The sequence below is a fragment of the Mesorhizobium sp. M1338 genome (assembly GCF_040318045.1).
Lineage (GTDB): Bacteria > Pseudomonadota > Alphaproteobacteria > Rhizobiales > Rhizobiaceae > Mesorhizobium.
Window position 1 is genome coordinate 218,917 of sequence record NZ_JAMYLL010000002.1, and the last position, 18,078, is coordinate 236,994.

The 18,078-nt window shown below is 63.4% G+C and carries 16 protein-coding genes; 10 read left to right on the forward strand and 6 right to left on the reverse strand.

Annotated elements, in window-relative coordinates:
• Positions 1–284 precede the first annotated feature (284 nt).
• The 6 genes from NKH19_RS03020 (at position 285) to apnL (ending at position 7,446) form a co-directional block, all read left to right on the forward strand.
• On the forward strand, positions 285–1,226 hold the full coding sequence (locus tag NKH19_RS03020) for a D-ribose ABC transporter substrate-binding protein (protein WP_352866833.1): 942 nt from the start codon (positions 285–287) through the stop codon (positions 1,224–1,226).
• Between the two features lie 93 nt (positions 1,227–1,319).
• On the forward strand, positions 1,320–1,964 hold the full coding sequence (locus NKH19_RS03025) for a DUF2291 family protein (RefSeq protein WP_352981746.1): 645 nt from the start codon (positions 1,320–1,322) through the stop codon (positions 1,962–1,964).
• Complete coding sequence (locus NKH19_RS03030; protein WP_352981747.1) at positions 1,961–3,517, forward strand: sugar ABC transporter ATP-binding protein; 1,557 nt, start codon at positions 1,961–1,963, stop codon at positions 3,515–3,517. Before NKH19_RS03025 ends, NKH19_RS03030 begins: the two co-directional genes overlap by 4 nt.
• Positions 3,510–4,574, forward strand: a complete 1,065-nt coding sequence (locus NKH19_RS03035) for an ABC transporter permease (RefSeq protein WP_352981748.1) — start codon at positions 3,510–3,512, stop codon at positions 4,572–4,574. The genes NKH19_RS03030 and NKH19_RS03035 overlap by 8 nt, the downstream gene beginning before the upstream one ends.
• Positions 4,575–4,576: 2 nt before the next feature.
• On the forward strand, positions 4,577–5,611 hold the full coding sequence (locus NKH19_RS03040; protein ID WP_352981749.1) for a Gfo/Idh/MocA family protein: 1,035 nt from the start codon (positions 4,577–4,579) through the stop codon (positions 5,609–5,611).
• Positions 5,608–7,446 carry a D-apionate lactonase gene (gene apnL / locus NKH19_RS03045; protein ID WP_352981750.1) on the forward strand — a complete coding sequence of 613 codons (1,839 nt, stop codon included), beginning with the start codon at positions 5,608–5,610 and terminating at the stop codon, positions 7,444–7,446. The genes NKH19_RS03040 and apnL overlap by 4 nt, the downstream gene beginning before the upstream one ends.
• 2 nt (positions 7,447–7,448) lie before the next feature.
• On the opposite strand, the gene NKH19_RS03050 is transcribed toward apnL, so the two are convergent.
• On the reverse strand, positions 7,449–8,162 hold the full coding sequence (locus NKH19_RS03050; RefSeq protein WP_352981751.1) for a transcriptional regulator NanR: 714 nt from the start codon (positions 8,160–8,162) through the stop codon (positions 7,449–7,451).
• Positions 8,163–8,346: 184 nt separating this feature from the next.
• Here NKH19_RS03050 and oiaX point away from each other — a divergent pair, with 184 nt between their 5' ends.
• From oiaX to dhaL, 4 genes are all read left to right on the forward strand, one after another.
• Positions 8,347–9,597 carry a 3-oxo-isoapionate-4-phosphate decarboxylase OiaX gene (oiaX, locus tag NKH19_RS03055; protein ID WP_352981875.1) on the forward strand — a complete coding sequence of 417 codons (1,251 nt, stop codon included), beginning with the start codon at positions 8,347–8,349 and terminating at the stop codon, positions 9,595–9,597.
• A 4-nt stretch (positions 9,598–9,601) separates the two neighbouring features.
• Positions 9,602–10,936 (forward strand): four-carbon acid sugar kinase family protein, encoded by a 1,335-nt coding sequence (locus tag NKH19_RS03060; RefSeq protein ID WP_352981752.1) that lies wholly within the window; start codon positions 9,602–9,604, stop codon positions 10,934–10,936.
• A gap of 121 nt (positions 10,937–11,057) precedes the next feature.
• Entirely contained in the window at positions 11,058–12,071 is a 1,014-nt protein-coding gene (locus NKH19_RS03065) for a dihydroxyacetone kinase subunit DhaK (protein ID WP_352981753.1), read from the forward strand.
• A 26-nt stretch (positions 12,072–12,097) separates the two neighbouring features.
• Positions 12,098–12,739: a dihydroxyacetone kinase subunit DhaL gene (gene dhaL / locus NKH19_RS03070; protein ID WP_352981754.1), complete on the forward strand. Its 642-nt coding sequence runs from the start codon at positions 12,098–12,100 to the stop codon at positions 12,737–12,739.
• A 20-nt stretch (positions 12,740–12,759) separates the two neighbouring features.
• Here the strand turns inward: dhaL and derI are convergent, their stop codons facing one another.
• From derI to NKH19_RS03095, 5 genes are all read right to left on the reverse strand, one after another.
• Positions 12,760–13,197 carry a D-erythrulose-4-phosphate isomerase gene (gene derI, locus NKH19_RS03075; RefSeq protein ID WP_352981755.1) on the reverse strand — a complete coding sequence of 146 codons (438 nt, stop codon included), beginning with the start codon at positions 13,195–13,197 and terminating at the stop codon, positions 12,760–12,762.
• 25 nt (positions 13,198–13,222) lie between these two features.
• On the reverse strand, positions 13,223–13,990 hold the full coding sequence (locus tag NKH19_RS03080) for a triose-phosphate isomerase (protein ID WP_352981756.1): 768 nt from the start codon (positions 13,988–13,990) through the stop codon (positions 13,223–13,225).
• Positions 13,991–14,053: 63 nt separating this feature from the next.
• Positions 14,054–14,992, reverse strand: a complete 939-nt coding sequence (locus tag NKH19_RS03085) for a sugar phosphate isomerase/epimerase family protein (RefSeq protein WP_352981757.1) — start codon at positions 14,990–14,992, stop codon at positions 14,054–14,056.
• Positions 14,992–16,509: a glycerol-3-phosphate dehydrogenase gene (locus NKH19_RS03090; RefSeq protein WP_352981758.1), complete on the reverse strand. Its 1,518-nt coding sequence runs from the start codon at positions 16,507–16,509 to the stop codon at positions 14,992–14,994. The genes NKH19_RS03085 and NKH19_RS03090 overlap by 1 nt, the downstream gene beginning before the upstream one ends.
• Positions 16,506–18,065, reverse strand: a complete 1,560-nt coding sequence (locus tag NKH19_RS03095; protein ID WP_352981759.1) for an FGGY-family carbohydrate kinase — start codon at positions 18,063–18,065, stop codon at positions 16,506–16,508. The genes NKH19_RS03090 and NKH19_RS03095 overlap by 4 nt, the downstream gene beginning before the upstream one ends.
• Positions 18,066–18,078 lie beyond the last annotated feature (13 nt).

Genomic DNA, 18,078 nt, shown 5'->3' on the forward strand with positions numbered 1-18,078 from the left:
AAGAGCGTTCACTTCTTGCCGCTCATCAGGTACATATCACCTGAATTAGTGATTGACTCATCATACCAGTTGGCTTAGCTGTTAATGGCTTGGATCGACAAGGCTCCGCAGGGAGTACGAAGCCTGGGCGAGTGGAGGATGGCTGGGGAGCAACGATCCATGGAGGGGAAGCCGGCAAACGGCTCTTTAGCCCGAAAGCGATCCGCCGCCCGCGCTGCCTGACGAATTCGGATGCCGACAGAGGCCTTGGTTGACCAAGGCAATTTTTCAAACGGGAGGACTTCATGAAACTCACACGCAGAATGACGCTTGCGGCTTTCGCCGGCATGCTGGCGCTAGGCACGGCAGTTCCCGCCTACGCGGCGGATCTCATCGCCATCATCACGCCCTCGCACGACAATCCGTTCTTCAAGGCGGAAGCCGTCGGCGCCGAGGCCAAGGCCAAGGAACTCGGCTACGAGGCGCTGGTGCTGGTCCATGACGATGACGCCAACAAGCAGTCCCAGCTGATCGACACCGCGATCGGCCGCGGCGCCAAGGCGATCATCCTCGACAATGCCGGCGCCGACGCCACGGTCGCCGCCGTGCAGAAGGCCAAGGACGCGGGCATTCCGTCCTTCCTGATCGACCGCGAGATCAACGCCACCGGCGTCGCCGTGGCGCAGATCGTCTCCAACAACTACCAGGGCGCCCAACTCGGCGCGCAGGAGTTCGTCAAGCTGATGGGCGAGAAGGGCAATTTCGTCGAACTGGTCGGCAAGGAATCCGATACCAATGCCGGCATTCGCTCCAAGGGCTATCACGACGTCATCGACGACTATCCGGATCTGAAGATGGTCGCCCAGCAGTCGGCCAACTGGAGCCAGACGGAAGCCTATTCCAAGATGGAATCGATCCTTCAGGCCAACCCCGACATCAAGGGCGTCATCTCCGGCAACGACACGATGGCGATGGGCGCCTATGCGGCACTTGCCGCCGCGAACCGCAAGGATGTCATCGTCGTCGGCTTCGACGGATCGAACGACGTGCGTGACTCCATCACCTCCGGCGGCATCAAGGCAACCGTGCTGCAGCCGGCCTTCGCGCAGGCGCAGATGGCGGTCGAGCAGGCCAACGACTTCATCAAGAACAAGAAGTCGCCGGCAAAGGAAAAGCAGCTGATGGACTGCGTTCTGGTCAATGGCGACAATGCCGCCAAGCTGGAAACCTTCGCGCTGACCAACTGAGCCAGCGTGATTTGAATAGCGAGGGGCGAATTTCGGTTCGCCCCTCGCCGCCATTTTCCGTGGGCCGACCACGATGCTGAACAACAGGCCACTATGCTGAACACCAAGCCGAACTGGCCGATCCTTGCCGTGATGGTCGGCATCAGCCTGACCGCCTGCAAGATCCTGCCGACGAAATCGGCAGACGGCGGCAATGCCCCCGGCTTCAATCCGGACAAGACGGTCGAAGAGATATGGGCGGCAAAGGTCGTGCCCTACCTCCGGCAGAAAGCCGGACCGTTTCCGCAGGTTCACACCCTGGCGACTACCGATGCCGCGGCGGCCGGCGCCAAATACGGCAATCCGAACAAACAGGCGAACGCGCCGTGGACCTTCGCGGTTCGCCTGGAAGGCAAGATCGTCGCGGCGAACACGCAGTCGCGTGCGGCGACGGCCGACATCGATGTCGACGGCGACGGCAAGGCCGATGCGCGGGTGCAGATCGGACCGGCGGTGCGGGGTACCGCACTGCGCGACAGCCTGGACTTCATCCAGTTCAACGACTTCACCAACCAGATCGACTTCGCCCAGTTCGGCAAGGCGTTCAACAGCTACGCCGACAAGACGGTGCTATCCAAGCTGCCGCGCGAAGCGCTGGAGGGCCACGGCGCCAAGGTGTTGGGCGCCTATACGCTGGGCAGTGGCCAGGACCTGCCGCTGGTGACGCCGGCGGAGGCAGAGATCGGGCCGAAGCCATGAGTGCTGCCGCAGAGCGCGACATCATCCTGAAGCTGGAGGACGTCTCCAAGGTCTATTCCGGCACCGTTGCGGTCAAGCGCGCCAATTTCGAGGTGCGCAGGGGAGCGGTCAACGTGCTGGTCGGCGAAAACGGTGCCGGCAAATCGACGCTGATGAAGATCATCGCCGGTGTCGAACGACCGACAGTCGGCCGTATTCTGCTGGAGGGCGAAGAGGTGTCCTTCTCGTCGTCCGGCGATGCGGTGAACCGCGGCATCGGCATGGTGTTCCAGGAACTCAACTTGTTCGGCAATATGAGCGTCGCCGAGAACATTTTCGCCACCCGCGAAATCACCAACCGGTTCGGCAAGATCGACCGCAAGGAACAAGAAAACCGCGCGGCGGAATTTCTAGAACGCCTGCAAGCCGGTATACGGCCCGACATGCTGGTCGAGGATCTGCGCATCGGCCAGCAGCAGTTGGTCGAGATCGCCAAGGCGGTCTCGCTCGACGCGCGCATCCTGATTATGGACGAGCCGACCTCGGCGCTGAGTGCCGCGGAGGTCGAGATCCTGTTCAAGGTGATCGCCGACCTCAAGGCGCGCGGTGTCGCCATCGTCTACATCTCGCACCGGCTCGAGGAGCTGATCCGCATCGGCGACTATATCACCGTGCTGCGCGACGGCCGCATCACCGGCCAGGAAGAGATGAAGAACGTCGACACGCAGTGGATCGTTCGCCAGATGATCGGCTCCGACGCCAAGGACTTCGCCAAGGCCGACGGCCATCTTCCGGGCGAGGAGATCTTCCGCGCCGAGGAGATCTGCCTGCCGCGCGCGACGGGCGGGCTTGCCGTCGACCATGTCTCGCTATCACTGCGTGCCGGCGAGATCCTCGGCATCTACGGCCTGATGGGCGCCGGCCGCAGCGAACTGTTCGACTGCATCATGGGCCGCCACGGCCATTCGACGGGCGAGATCTTCATTGGCGGCAAACAGGTCAAGGAGCGCGACACGACGCGGCGCATCCGGCGCGGGCTGGCGCTCATCCCCGAGGATCGCCAGCGCGAAGGGCTGGTGTCGATCCTCTCGGTCGCCAGCAATCTGACGCTGGCCAGCCTGTCGCGATTTGCCCGCCTGTTCCACATCCGTGGCGCCGACGAAAGGCAGGCGGTGACACAGATGGTGCGGGAACTGGCGATCAAGGTCGCCGATCCGGCGCAGGAAGTGTCGTCGCTGTCGGGCGGCAATCAGCAGAAAGTGGTGATCGGCAAGGCGCTGCTCACCGGACCCAAGGTGCTGTTGATGGACGAGCCCAGCCGAGGCATCGATGTCGGCGCCAAGGCAGACGTCTTCCGCACCATGCGCAAACTGTCCCGCGACGGATTGGGGATTTTGTTCGCCACTTCGGATCTCGATGAGGTGATGGCGCTGTCCGACCGCATCGCGGTGATGAGCAACGGAAAACTGACCGGCATGTTCGATCGCGCCGAGGCGACGGAGGCGGTACTCGTCGCCGCGTCGGCGCTTGGCCATGGACCGGTTCGACAGATGGAGAGCACCGCGCATGACTGACATCCCAGCCAAGGCGGCCGCTCCCTCCGCTTCGAGCGGCTCCGTGCTGTTGACGTTGATGAAGCTCAGGACCTTCATCGCGCTCATCGCGGTCCTGATCTTCTTCTCGATCGCGGCGCCGAATTTCCTGTCGACCGCCAATTTGATCCTGATGTCGAAACACGTGGCGCTGAACGCGTTCCTGGCGATGGGCATGACCTTCGTCATCATCACCGGCGGCATCGACCTTTCGGTCGGCTCGATCGTCGGCCTGTGCGGTATGGTGGCCGGCTATCTCGTGCTCAACGGCATCGACCTGCAAATCGGCTACACCATCTATTTCAACGTCTTCGAGATCGCGCTGATCACCCTGGCCGTCGGCATCCTGATCGGCGCCGTCAACGGGCTGCTGATCACCAGGCTGAACGTCGCGCCATTCATCGCCACGCTCGGCGTGCTCTATGTCGCGCGCGGCCTGGCGCTGCTGTCGTCGGATGGCCGCACCTTCCCAAATCTCATCGGCAAGCCGGAACTGGGCACCACCGGCTTCGGTTTCCTCGGTGCCGGCCGGCTGCTTGGCCTGCCGGTGGCGATCTGGATCCTGATCGTCGTTGCACTGGGAGCCGCCTATCTCGCCAAGTACACGCCGCTCGGCCGCCATATCTTCGCCGTCGGTGGCAACGAGCGGGCGTCGCGAATTTCGGGCGTCCGTGTCAACATGGTGAAGATGTTCGTCTACATGTTCTCGGGTTTCTGCGCGGGGATCGTCGGCCTGATCATCTCGTCCGAGCTGATGGCCTCGCATCCGGCGACAGGCGAAAGCTTCGAGCTCAACGCCATCGCGGCGGCGGTGCTCGGCGGCACCTCGATGTCGGGAGGTCGTGGCACGATCGGCGGCACCATCGTCGGCGCCTTCGTCATCGGCATTCTTTCGGACGGATTGGTGATGATGGGTGTGAGTTCGTTCTGGCAGATGGTGATCAAGGGTCTCGTCATCATCGTCGCCGTCGTCGTCGACCAGGCGCAGCGCCGGCTGCAGAGCCGGGTAACGCTGATGCAGATGGCGAAGGCGGGCTGAGCATGGCGGAGTTGCGTGGAGCGCTGATCGGCTGCGGCTTCTTTGCCGTCAACCAGATGCATGCCTGGCGCGACATAGCCGGTGCCTCGATCGTCGCCATCTGCGACCGTGATCCGGAACGGTTGCGGATCGTCGGCGACCAGTTCGGTATCGCCCGGCGCTATATCGACGCGGCGGAGATGTTTGCCGGCGAAAGCCTCGACTTCGTCGATATCGCCACCACCGCGCCCAGCCATCGCCCGTTGGTCGAAATGGCGGCACAACACCACGTGCCTGTGATCTGCCAAAAGCCGTTCGCGCCGACGCTTGCCGACGCCAAGGCGATGGTCAGGGCCTGCGCGGAAGCCGGCGTGCCGCTGATGGTGCATGAGAATTTTCGCTGGCAGTCGCCGATCCAGGCGGTACGCTCCGTGCTCGACAGTGGCGAGATCGGCACGCCCTTTTTCGGGCGCATCTCCTTCCGCTCGGCCTATGATGTGTTTTCCGGCCAGCCTTATCTAGCGACGGGAAAGCGCTTCATCATCGAGGACCTCGGCATCCACATCCTCGATATCGCCCGCTTCCTGCTGGGCGACGTGTCTGTCATCACCACGCGAACAGTGCGCATCAACCCCGCCATATCAGGCGAGGATGTCGCGACCATGCTGATGGACCACAAGAGCGGGGCGACGTCCGTGGTCGATTGCAGTTACGCGACGAAGCTTGCCACCGAGCCGTTTCCCGAAACGCTGATCGAGATCGACGGCAGCGACGGCACGATTCGGCTGGCGCAGGGATACCGGCTCACCGTCACCGGCAAGAGCGGCACGGCCGTCACCGACGTTTCGCCGCCGCTGCTGCCGTGGGCGTCGCGGCCTTGGCACAACATCCAGGAAAGCGTCGTCGCCATCCAGCAGCATTGGGTAGACTGCCTGGCAAAGGGAACCGTGCCGGCGACCTCTGGCGCAGACAATCTTAAAACGTTTGCGCTGGTCGAGGCCGCCTATGCCGGTGCCGCGAGCCGGCAACCGGTGCAGCTCGACGCCTTGCTGAAATGACCGCCGACGCCTTCCTGCTCTATGGCACGCGCGAGGTCGAAGCCGAGCCGGTCAGGCTCTGCGCCGGCGCGCTCAGCGCGGACTTCGTCAACGGCAATCTGCGCACCATTCGCCATGGCGGGACCGAAGTGCTGCGCGCCATCGTCTATATCGTGAGGGATCGCGACTGGGGCACCTATGAACCGGCGCTGACGGACCTTGTCATCGACCAGAACGAAGAGGCGTTCTCCGTCAGCTACTCCGCAAGCTGCATCGGACCCGACGGAAGCCGCCTCGGCTTCCGTGCCACCATCAAAGGCTCCGCCGATGGCCGTCTGATCTTCGATGTCAGCGCCCTCCCCGAGAGCGATTTCGAGACCAATCGCTGCGGCTTCTGCATCCTGCATCCGATCGCCGACCTCGCCGGCAGCCCGGTCACGGTAGAGCATACGGACGGCCACGTGGTGGCGACAAAGCTTCCCGAACTGATCGACCCCTGGCAGCCTTTCAAGGATATCCGCGCCATCACCCATCAGGTTCGGCCTGGTGTCACCGCCGAATGCCGGATGGAAGGCGATACTTTCGAGATGGAAGACCAGCGCAATTGGTCGGACGCCTCCTACAAGACCTATGTGCGGCCGCTGGCACTGCCATGGCCCTATGTGCTGCCTGCCAGCGAACCCAATCGCCAGACGATCAGCCTGCGCATCGCTGGTGCAGGCAAAGCGCCGTCTGCCGCCATGGCCAGCGAACCGGTCCGCATTGAACTTGGCGAAGCCGGGCCGAGGCTGCCCGATGTCGGCGTGGTCATCTATCCCGAAGATGTCGAGACGGCACTGCCGAACCTGGCCTTGCTGACGACACTGGGTCCACAACAGCTGCTGTTTCACTACGACCCGACGCGCGGCCATGAGCTGGGCGCATTGCAGTCTTTTGCAAAACTTGCCTCCGCCTATCCGGTGCAGACGACCCTCGAATGCGTCGCTGCTTGCACAGGCGATCTCGACGCCGAGTTGTCGGGCGTCGCCGATCTGGTGCGTAAGGCCGGGCTGAGCCTCTCGGCCATTGCCGTTTCGCCTTCGGTCGACCGGCAGTCGACGCCTCCGGGCAGCGCTTGGCCGGACTGCCCGCCGCTCGAAGAGGTCTATGCCGCGGCGCGGCGCGCCTTTCCCGATATCCGCCTCGGCGGCGGCATGTTCAGCTATTTCACCGAGCTCAACCGCAAGCGCGTGCCGGCGAACCGGCTCGATTTCGTCACCCATTGCACCTGTCCGATCGTGCACGCCGCCGATGATCTCAGCATCATGCAGTCGCTGGAGGCGCTGCCTTTCATCACCCAAACGGCACGGGCGATCTTCGGGGCAAAACCCTACCGGATCGGTCCGTCGACGATTGCCATGCGCCAGAACCCCTATGGCGGCGCGACCAAGGCCAACCCGCGGGGACAGCGTATCGCCATGGCCGACAGCGATCCTCGCCATGCCGGCCTTTTCGGAGCCGCGTGGACGATCGGCTATGCCGCGCGCGTCGCACCGGCCGGACTGGAGATGCTGACGCTTTCGAGCCTCACCGGGCCGTTCGGCGTGTTGGCGTCATCCGGAGAACCCATCGCGGAAGGCTCACCCCGTCCGATCTTCAGGGCTATCAAGGGCCTTTGCGAACTGGCTGGCCTTGCGCATGTGGCGGCAAGGACGACCGATGAGACCAGGGTGCTGGCGCTGGCCGGACGTTCTGCCTCTGGCGAGACCGTCGGGTGGCTGGCTAACCTGACGGCGGACGACGTGCCGGTCGACATTTCAGCTTTTGGCCGAGGCCATCTCGTGATGACGCCTTACGCGATCACCCGGCTCGGCTGAAGTTACTTTTCGGAGTTCATCACATAGAGCGCGCGCGAGCGCTCAAGGTGCTTGATCATCGCCTTCTCGGCGCCGTCGGCATCCTTCTTTTCGATGCGGCCGATGATCTCTTCGTGCTCGGTGAGCGTGAAGTTTTCCTTGCCGGTCCAGATCAGCATTTCGGTGTGGTATTCCTTCAACCAGCCGAGCATCGCCTCGCTGACGGCGACATAGATCGGGTTGCCGGACATCGCGGCGATCTGGGTATGGAATTTCATGTCGGCGGATATGAAGGCTTCGGAATCACCGCGAAAGCCGCGCTGTTCGGCAATGGTGGCCCGCAGCCGCTGCACATCCTCGGCGGTGGCCTTTTCGGCGGCTTCCCTGACCATGCCGCGCTCGAAGAAGATGCGTGCGGTCTTCAGGTGCTCCAGCGTGTCCTTCGATGACGACAGGATGATCTTGGCGGCGCCATCGACCTGCTTGATGATCGACTTGGCGGTCAGCTGCAGCACCTTGGCGCGCTCGCCATGCGAGATCGCGACAAGCCCCATATTGCTCAGCGCCTGCATCGCCTCGCGGATCGCCGGCCTGCCGACCTCGAAGCGCTCCATCAGCTCTCGCTCCGACGGCATGTCATCGCCCGGCATCAATTCGCCGCTGGTGATCAGGCGCTTCAGCCGCAAGAAGACCTCGTCGGAAAGCTTGCGCCGGACAATCGGTTCCGAACGGTTCATCGTCGCGAATCACTCCCTTGACCCGGCCCCATCTAACACTGCCGCCACAATTCCCGGAAATTGCCGTCTGTCGATCCGCCCAAGGCTTCCAGGCGGATATGTCTTGCAATACTTATGTACTCATTATACCAGATTTCGAATACCGGTGAACCTTTTTCGAACGCTCGGCCTGAGACAGCAGACCATGATCACCCTCACCTATCGCATCGAAACGCCTGGCAGCATCGAAGCGCTGGCCGCCAAGATCGCCAGCGACCAGTCGACCGGAACCTTCGTCGCGCTGCCTGGCGAGACCGAGGAGCTGAAGGCCCGGGTGGCGGCGCGCGTGCTGGCGATACGGCCTCTACCCGATGCCGAGCGGCCGTCGCTTCCCGATGACGGCAACGGGCCGTTCAAGCGTGCGGATATCGATATCGCCTTTCCGTTCGGTGCCATCGGCACCGACCTTTCGGCACTGATGACAATTGCCATCGGCGGCACCTATTCGATCAAGGGCCTCACCGGAATTCGCGTCGTCGACATGAAGCTGCCGGAGGATTTTCGGGGCGCGCATCCTGGCCCACAGTTCGGTGTCTCCGGCAGCCGCCGGCTGACCGGCGTCGCAGACCGCCCGATCATCGGTACCATCGTCAAGCCGGCGCTTGGCCTGCGGCCGCACGAGACGGCTGCAATGGTGGCGGACCTGATCGCCGCCGGCGTCGATTTCATCAAGGACGATGAGAAGCTGATGAGCCCGGCCTATTCGCCGCTGTCGGAACGGGTGAAGGCGATCATGCCGCTCATCCTCGACCATGAGCAGAAGGCCGGCAAGAAGGTGATGTATGCCTTCGGCATCTCGCATGCCGACCCGGACGAGATGATGCGCAACCACGATCTGGTGGCGAAGGCCGGCGGGAATTGCGCTGTTGTCAACATCAATTCAATCGGCTTCGGTGGCATGGCCTTCCTGAGAAAACGGTCCAGCCTGGTGCTGCACGCGCACCGCAACGGCTGGGACATCCTCACCCGCCACCCCGGCCTCGGCATGGACTTCAAAGTCTGGCAGCAATTCTGGCGGCTGCTCGGCGTCGACCAGTTCCAGATCAACGGCATCGCCTCGAAATACTGGGAACCGGACGACTCTTTCGTCGAGTCGTTCAAGGCGGTGACGACGCCGATCTTCTCGCCCGAGGACTGCGCATTGCCGGTGGCGGGCTCCGGTCAGTGGGGCGGCCAGGCGCCCGAGACGTACGAACGAACCGGACGGACGGTCGACCTCCTCTATCTCTGCGGCGGCGGTATCGTCAGCCATCCGGACGGGCCGGGCGGCGGCGTGCGCGCCGTGCAGCAAGCCTGGCAAGCGGCGGTCGACGGCATTCCGCTGGCGGACTTCGCCCTGAACCATCTCGAACTGGCCCGGTCGATCGAGAAATTCGGCGACGGCAAGGCGGCCTGAAGCCATGCAAGACCTGCTTCTCAGCTACTATGGCGATGACCTGACCGGCTCGACCGATGTCATGGAGGCGCTTGAGCTTGGTGGTGTGCCGACCGTGCTGTTCATGCGCCAGCCGGACGAGGCCTTGCTGTCGCGCTTCGCGCATTGCCGGGCGGTCGGGCTGGCCGGCACCAGCCGCAGCGAGACGCCGCATTGGATGGACACGCATCTGCGCGAAGCTTTCGCCTGGCTGAAGACGCTCAATGCCGCGATCTGCCACTACAAGGTCTGCTCGACTTTCGATTCCAGCCCGACGATCGGCAGCATCGGCCGGGCCATCGAGATCGGCCGCTCGGTGTTCGCGCAAGACAGCGTGCCGCTGCTGGTCGGCGCGCCGCAACTCCGGCGCTATACCGCCTTCGGCCATTTGTTCGCCGCCTATCGCGACCAATATTTTCGCATCGACCGCCACCCGGTGATGAGCCGTCACCCGACGACGCCGATGGATGAGTCCGATCTGCTGATCCATCTATCGCGGCAGACGGCGCTGAGCTCCGGGCTGGTCGACCTTGCGACGCTGCAGTCCGCGTCGCGGTCGGCGGCGTTCGATCGCCTGACCGGAAACGGCACCGCCATCGTGCTTGTCGATGTCGACAATCTGGAAACGCAAGCCCTGGCCGGCAACGAGCTGTGGCGCGTTCGCAAGCCCGGTGGTTCCTTTGTCGTAGGCTCGTCCGGGGTCGAGTACGCGTTGCTGGCCGAATGGGCGTCGAATGGCATCGTCACCGCTGGGCAAGGCTTCGCGCCCCCGGGCGCCGCCGACCGGATCGCCGTCGTGTCGGGCAGTTGCTCGCCGACCACCGAACGGCAGATCCGGCATGCCCTGACCGATGGTTTCGACGGCGTCGAAGTCGATCCGGTCGAACTGGTTTCGCTGGCTTCGGAGCAGGCGATCGCGCGCGCTACGGCAAGCGGCCGTGCCAGTCTGCAAGCCGGGCGCAGCGTCATTCTCTACACCGCGCTTGGCCCCGCCGCCGACAGGGGCGCCGAAATCGACCGGCAGGAAGGCGCCCGCCACGGACTTGGCCGCGGCCTCGGAGAAATCCTTCGCAATCTGACGATCGAACAGAGCCTGCGGCGCGTGGTCATTGCGGGCGGTGACACGTCGAGCCACGCTCTCGGCGAGATGGGCATTGATGCCCTGACAATTCGCATGCCGCTGCCCGCTTCGCCGGGTTCCCCGCTTTGCGTTGCCCATTCGCGCATCAAGGCGATCGACGAGCTGGAGGTTGCGCTCAAGGGCGGCCAGGTCGGAACCGATCGCTATTTCTCAGCCATCCGCGATGGCCTCGGCGATTGAAACAGCCAATACTGCGTCCAGGTGTGGCCGGCAGGAACACCTCTACGCGTGAAATACTCCTTGCCGGGTGGAAATCCCGGTAACACCCGGTATCATCTGCGAAAATACCGAAATCGGGAGGATGCCGGTGCAGACCAAGAAGATCATCAATGATGGCAACCGCGCCGTCGACGAGATGCTGGAAGGCATCCTGGCGGCGCATCCTCGCCATCTCAAAAGCGTGGACGGCAGTCCACGCTCGATCATCGCCCGCGACGGACCGCGCCAAGGCAAGGTGGGCCTCGTGATTGGCGGCGGCTCGGGCCACGAGCCGAGCTTTCTCGGCTTCGTCGGCAAGGGGCTGGCCGACGCGGCGGCGATCGGCAACGTCTTCGCCTCGCCGCCACCCGACCCGATCCTCGAATGCGCCAAGGCAGTCAGCGGCGGCGCCGGAGTGCTCTTCATGCACGGCAACTATGCCGGCGACGTGATGAATTTCGACATGGCCGCCGAGATGGCTGCCATGGACGACATCGAGGTGCGCACGGTGCTGAGCACCGACGACGTCGCCTCGGCACCGCGCGACCAGCGGCACAAGAGGCGCGGAGTCGCCGGCAATTTCTATATCTTCAAGGCGGCCGGCGCCGCCTGCGACCGGATGCTGTCCTTCGACGAATGCGAGCGTATCGCCGGGAAGGCCAACGACCACACCTTCACCATGGGCGTGGCGCTGTCGCCCTGCTCTCTGCCGCAGACCCGCCGGCCGAATTTCGAAATCGGGCCGGACGACATGGAAATCGGCATGGGCATCCATGGCGAGCCCGGCATCGCGCGCGAAAAATTGAAAACAGCCGACGAGATCACCGACGAGATGCTGGACAGGATCCTCGACGAGATGGCGCCGGCGCGCGGCGACAAGGTCGCGGTACTCGTCAACTCGCTCGGTTCGACACCGCTGATGGAACTCTACATCATGAACCGACGCGTGAAGCAGAGGCTCGATGATGTCGGTGTGTCCATCCACGCAAGCTGGGTCGGCAATTACTGCACCTCGCTTGAAATGGCGGGAGCCTCGATCACCTTGCATCGGCTGGACGGCGAGCTGCAGACGATGCTGGACCACCCGTGCGACTGCGCCATGTTTCGCGCCGGCTAAACCTGCTCTGCGGCAAGGACAAAGACATGACGACAATCGACACCGCCCGCCTTGCAGGCATGTTCGCAACGATCGCAACCGCCATGTCAGCGGACAAGGACAGGCTGTGCGCGCTTGACGGGGTTATCGGCGACGCCGACCACGGCATCGCGATGGAGCTTGGATTTTCCGCTGCACGCGATGCGGTAGCCATACTTGATATCGGGGCGACCGATCCGACCACCTTGCTCAACACAGCGGCAAAGTCGTTCCTGAACGCCGTCGGTGCCTCCTCCGGTCCGCTCTATGCCACCGCGTTCATGCGCGGCGCGGCAGCCGTCAAAGGCAAGACGACGCTTGACGACGCGGACGTGATCGCGCTGTTCCAGGCCATGGCCAAGGGCATTCAGGATCGCGGCAAGGCCGTATCAGGCGAAAAGACGATGATCGATGCATGGGAGCCGGCAGCGCAAGCGGCCGGCGAAGCGCTGGCTTCCGGCAAGGATCTGGCGGGCAGTCTCGAGGCTGCCGCGCAGGCGGCAAAGGCAGGCGCGGAAGCGACCAAGGCGATGATCGCCACCAAGGGCCGGGCCTCGCGCCTTGGCGAACGCTCGCTTGGCCATGTGGATCCAGGCGCCGCGTCGGCGGTGACCGTGATCGAGGCGATGCGGGTCGCCTTGACCAGTTAGTTCAGCAGCGGGTCCTCGCGTCAGCGCTTGGCGTCGAGCTTGTCGACGGCCTCCACGTTTGCGGCGGAGGGGCCGTTCGGATCGAACTCCGAGGCCAGCCATGCGTCGGCGATCGATTTCGCCAGTTCCGGACCGATGACGCGGGCACCCATGGTGATGATCTGGGCGTTATTGGACTTGGCGGCGCGCTCGGCGGAATAGGTGTCGTGGGTCAACGCGGCGCGAATGCCCGGCACCTTGTTGGCGGAGATGCTGACGCCAATGCCGGTGCCGCAAAACAGGATGGCCCGGTCGTAGTTGCCGTCGAGAATTTCGTGGCCGACCGCAGCGGCGATATCGGCATAGAATCCGGTCTGGCTGAGATCAACGACCTGCAGGTCGGGCTTGGTGGCGAGATGCTTGGCGATGACATCGAGCAGCGGCTTGCCGGCGCTGTCGGCTCCAAGTGCGATCTTCATGATAATGAACTCCTTTGCTTTGGTGTCAGCGCGCGATGGCGGCCGACGCCTTTTTCAGAATGTCGATATAGCCTTCCGCTTGCCACGCCGAGCGGCCGATGAACAGGCCGTCGATATGCGGCTGGCCGATTAGTTCGGCCGCGTTGCCGGGATTGACGCTGCCGCCGTAAAGCACAGGCGGAGCAATCGGCAACCGGTCGGCGGCAACCTTCTTGATCAGCGCCTGCTGCTTGTCGGCATAGTCGGCGCTAGCGGGAATGCCCTTCTCGCCAATCGCCCAGACGGGCTCGTAGGCAAAAAGGATTTCTGCCTTCAATTGATCGCCGCTCAGCTCCTGCAGCGCGCCGAGAACCTGTGCCGTCAACACCGCCTCGGCGCGGCCGGATTCACGCTCGGCCAGCGTCTCGCCGACGCAAATCAGCGGCACGAAACCGTGCCTGACCGCAGCCGCCGTTTTCAATCCCACGGTCGTATCCGTTTCGCCGAAATGCTCGCGGCGTTCGCTATGGCCGAGTTCGATTACATCCAGCCCGCAATCTTTCAACATCACTGGCGAGATCTCTCCCGTCCAGGCGCCGGCGTCGGCCCAATGCATGTTCTGGGCGCCGACCTTCACGCGGGTGTTGGCAAGCGCTGCCTTGACTTGCCGCGCGGCGGTGAACGGCGGAATAACAAAGGGCTGTATCGCCGGATCGAAACCCGGCACGAAGGCCGCCAGCGCATCGGCGAACCGCAACGCCTCCGACAGCGTCTTGTTCATCTTCCAGCTCGTGCCGACCCAATATGGGGTCATTCTTTTTCTCCTTCAACGCGTGTTTTCCTGGCCACCAGTGCCGGCGTCGAGCCGGCATTTCGCTCAAGCTTGAGGCTTGAGACTGTCGCGGCCACTATCGATGTAGGGCGCCCAGAAATCCACCGACTCGCGGATCATATCGATGACCTGATGATCGACTGGTTCCCTCTCCCTGAAGGAAAGTTCAAGGCAAATTTCATTGTCGGTTCCGCCGCCCTGCCGAACCGCATCCAGCAGCTTTTGCGGAACTATGCGGCCGTCCTTGTTGTAGGCAGCCGTGAACGGCCAGTGCCCGCCCTTGTTCATGGAAGACTGCTTGATATGGATGATCGGTGACCGCAATGGAAACGCCTTCGCCCAGGCGTAGGGATCGGTGTCGGCAGGATCGGGCGAGGTGACGTCGCCATGGTCGATATCCACCATCATCTGCATCGGGATGGACAGGCTCGCCGCATCGATGGCGCTTTGCAGCGTGGCGCAGCTTTCGATCGTGTGGCCGAACTCGCGGCCGACCGACATCGGCTCCCAGAACAGGTATGTCAGACCCGCCGCCTTGGCGTGTTCGGCCACCTCGCGCCAGCATTCGAGCGCGATGTCGAATAGCGCCGCCCGCCGTTGCGGATCGTCAAAATCCTTATAGGTGAAGATGGCGAACTGCGTGCCCATGCCTGATGCGCCGAGTTCGGCGGAAATGTCGGCGAACGTCTTGAACCAATCGACATAGTAGCGCCGGACATCCGCGTCCGGATGGCCGAAATGGTTGAGCCGGCCATAAGGCCCGGTCATGCCGGAGGTGATCCTGACACCGGTCCGCGCCAAGGCGCTGTTGAACATGCGCAGGAATTTGGCAATCGTTGCCGTCGGCCAGCCCGGATTGACGAATTCATGCGTCAGTTGCACGTCGCGGATGCCGATGCCGTATGCAATCGCGTCGATCAAATCGTCTGGATCGGCGAAGCGGTTGACCAAGGGATTGGTGTTGAGGGAAAGCGTGAAGGCCATCAGTCCGCCGTTGCCATAATGTTACCAAACCAGTCTTCGAACGCCTTCCGCTCGGCTGCATTGATATGCAGGCCGTGTTTGGTGCGGCGTTCCAGTATATCGGCTGAGGTGCCGGCCCATTCGGTCTCGACCAGGAATTTCGCCTCCCGTTCATAAAAATCGGGGCCGAAGCGGCGGCCGAGATCCGTCGCGCTTCGTGCGCCGGCGAGCAATTGCCTGGCACGGGTTCCATAGCTTCGAGCGTAGTGCTTCACCAGCGATGGACTGAGCCACAAAAACTCGGAATGCAAGTCGCTCAGGAACTGTTGGAAGTCCGCGTTCGGCATGTCGCCGCCCGGCAAAGGACTATTGGCCGTCCAGGCTTTCTTCATCGCCGGAAAGAACGGCTGGATCTTTTCCAGCGCATGTTCGGACAGCTTGCGGAAGGTGGTGATCTTGCCGCCGAATACCGAAAGCAGGGGCGCGTTACCATTGGAGGCGTCGAGTTCGAAAATATAGTCGCGAGTCACCGCGCTTGGGTTGTCGGCATTGTCGTCATAGAGCGGACGCACGCCGGAGAAACTATGGACCACGTCCTGAGGTGTGAGCTGCCGCTTGAAATAGCGATTGACCACCTTGATCAGGTAATCGACTTCGCTGGCCTCGGCCGCCACTGCCTCGGGCCTGCCTTCGTAGGGAATGTCGGTGGTGCCGATCAACGCCAGATCGTTCTCATAGGGGTTGACGAAGATCACCCGCTTGTCGCTGTTCTGGATGAGATAGGCCTGCCGTCCCTCCCAGAACTTGGGCACGACGATATGGCTGCCTTTCACCAGGCGAACATTGCGCGTGGAATTCTGGCCGGCGACGCGGCTGACAATGTCGTTGACCCATGGCCCCGCCGCGTTGATCAGTGCCCGCGCCCGGACTTTCGTGACCGCACCCGTACGGCCATCCTGCATGTCGATCGACCACAATCCGTCTTCACGGCGCGCCGCGATACAGGCTGTGCGCGTGAGCACCCTTGCGCCGCGCTGCCTGGCGTCCAGGGCGTTGAGCAGCACCAGGCGCGCATCGTCGACCCAGCAGTCTGAATATTCGAAGCCGCGCTTGAATTCGTCCTTGATCGGCGCGCCTTCCGGCGACGTTCTCAGATCAAGCGTCCTGGTTCCCGGCAGCCGCTTGCGGCCGCCGAGGTGGTCGTAAAGAAAAAGCCCGAGCCGGACCAGCCAGGCCGGCCTGTCTTGCGGGCTGTGCGGAAGAACGAAGCGCATGGGCCAGATGATGTGCGGCGCCGCCTCGAGCAGCACCTCGCGTTCGATCAACGCTTCGCGAACCAGCCTGAATTCATAATACTCCAGATAGCGCAGGCCGCCATGCACCAGCTTGCCGGAGCGCGAGCTGGTGCCTTGAGCGAGATCGTCCTTTTCGCACAGGATGACGGACAGCCCGCGACCTGCCGCGTCACGCGCTATGCCGGCCCCATTGACGCCGCCGCCGATCACGAAGAGATCGACGACATCTGTTGTATTGCTCAAGATCTTGCTCCTGTGCGGTGCGCCATGCCCTTCCACACCGGCCGAAGCGCCTGACGCGCTGCAACGAAGGAAGGGAAGAGCGCATCGTAAGTTTGCGAAAGCGCCTCGTCGTAGGCATCGCAGCCGCCGAGAAGCGGCGTCACCCACTCGGCGGCGCAGTCTTCCATCGAGCCGTAGACGCCGAGGCCGACCGCGGCCATCATCGCGGCGCCCGCCGCGCCGGCTTCCTGGCGGCTGCTGGTGCGTACCTGCGCCCTTGTCGCCGCCGCGATGATGCGGCGTAGGGACGGGCTGCGCGCGGCGCCGCCCGACAGCCGTATCTCGCTCGGCACGGTGCCCATCGCCTGGTAGCAATCGCGTGCGGCGAAGGCCAACCCTTCGAGCACGGCGCGCGCCAGGTCGCCGAAGCCGTGCTTGACCGAAAGGCCGATGAAGCCGGCGCGGGCGTCGGGGTCGACGAACGGCCCTCTTTCGCCGGCCAACGAGATGTAAGGCTGGTAAATCAGCGATCCCGCCTCCGATGCTTCCACCCACACATCGAGTGCCTTCAGCAACTCGTCATGAGAAGGCTTCCCGCCAGCCGTGGCGAGCACGTCGCGCGCAAGACCAAGCAGCCAGTCGATGTTGAGCGTCGCCGCCATGTTGGACTGCAGTTGCGCATAGCCGCCCGGGACAGGCATGGCGATCGTGTAGCCGGACCCATCGTGGTTCAGAATGACATCGTCGGGAGTGGCCGCGAAGCGCGTGTGTATGCCGGTCGAGCCGATGACCGTGCAGCCGACATTGCCGCTCGGATCATAGAGGCCGGCTCCGAGAGCCGTCATGACCATATCCACGTACCCCAGAACAACCGGCGTGCCCTCGAGCAGGCCGGTCTCGGCTGCCGCCGGTCGAGACAGCGGATGATGGTCCGTGGTGCCTTCGAGCATGGGAGGCAACAGGCGGCGATGCGTCGTCAGATCCAGGATGTCGAGGGCTTCGTCGGAATAGGTGCGCGACCGAAAATCGCCGAAGGTGAAGGTTCCTTCGGACGGGTCGGTGGCGCGTTCGCCCGTCATCTTGAAGTAGAGCCAATCCTTGCAATGCAGTGCGGTCGCCGCCTGCTCCAGCATGTCCGGACTGTTCTTTTTCATGAAGGCCAACTGGGCACCCTGCTGGCAGGAATTAAGCCCCGTGCCGGTGAGCTCGAACCGTCTGCGATCCCGGGGATCGGCGCGCATCTCGTCCACCAGATGTCCGGCGCGAGCGTCGAGCCACAGCCACGCGCGCGAGACAGGCAAGCCGTCGCCATCGATCAGCCAGGTTCCGTCGCCCTGCCCGGTGATGGCAACCGCCGCGGTTCGTTGCGCGAGGTCGGGGAATTTGGTCGCCAGATCGCGAACGGTCCGCGCCATGTCGCGCCAGGTCTGATCGAGATTCTGCTCGGCGCCGCCGCCTTCCAGCGTGACGAAGCTGTTGGGCACCGACGTCATGGCGAGCTGCCGCCCGGACAGATCGAAAGCGACCGATTTGATCACCGACGTTCCCGCGTCGATGCCGATCAGCAGGTCTTTCATGACGCAAATTCCG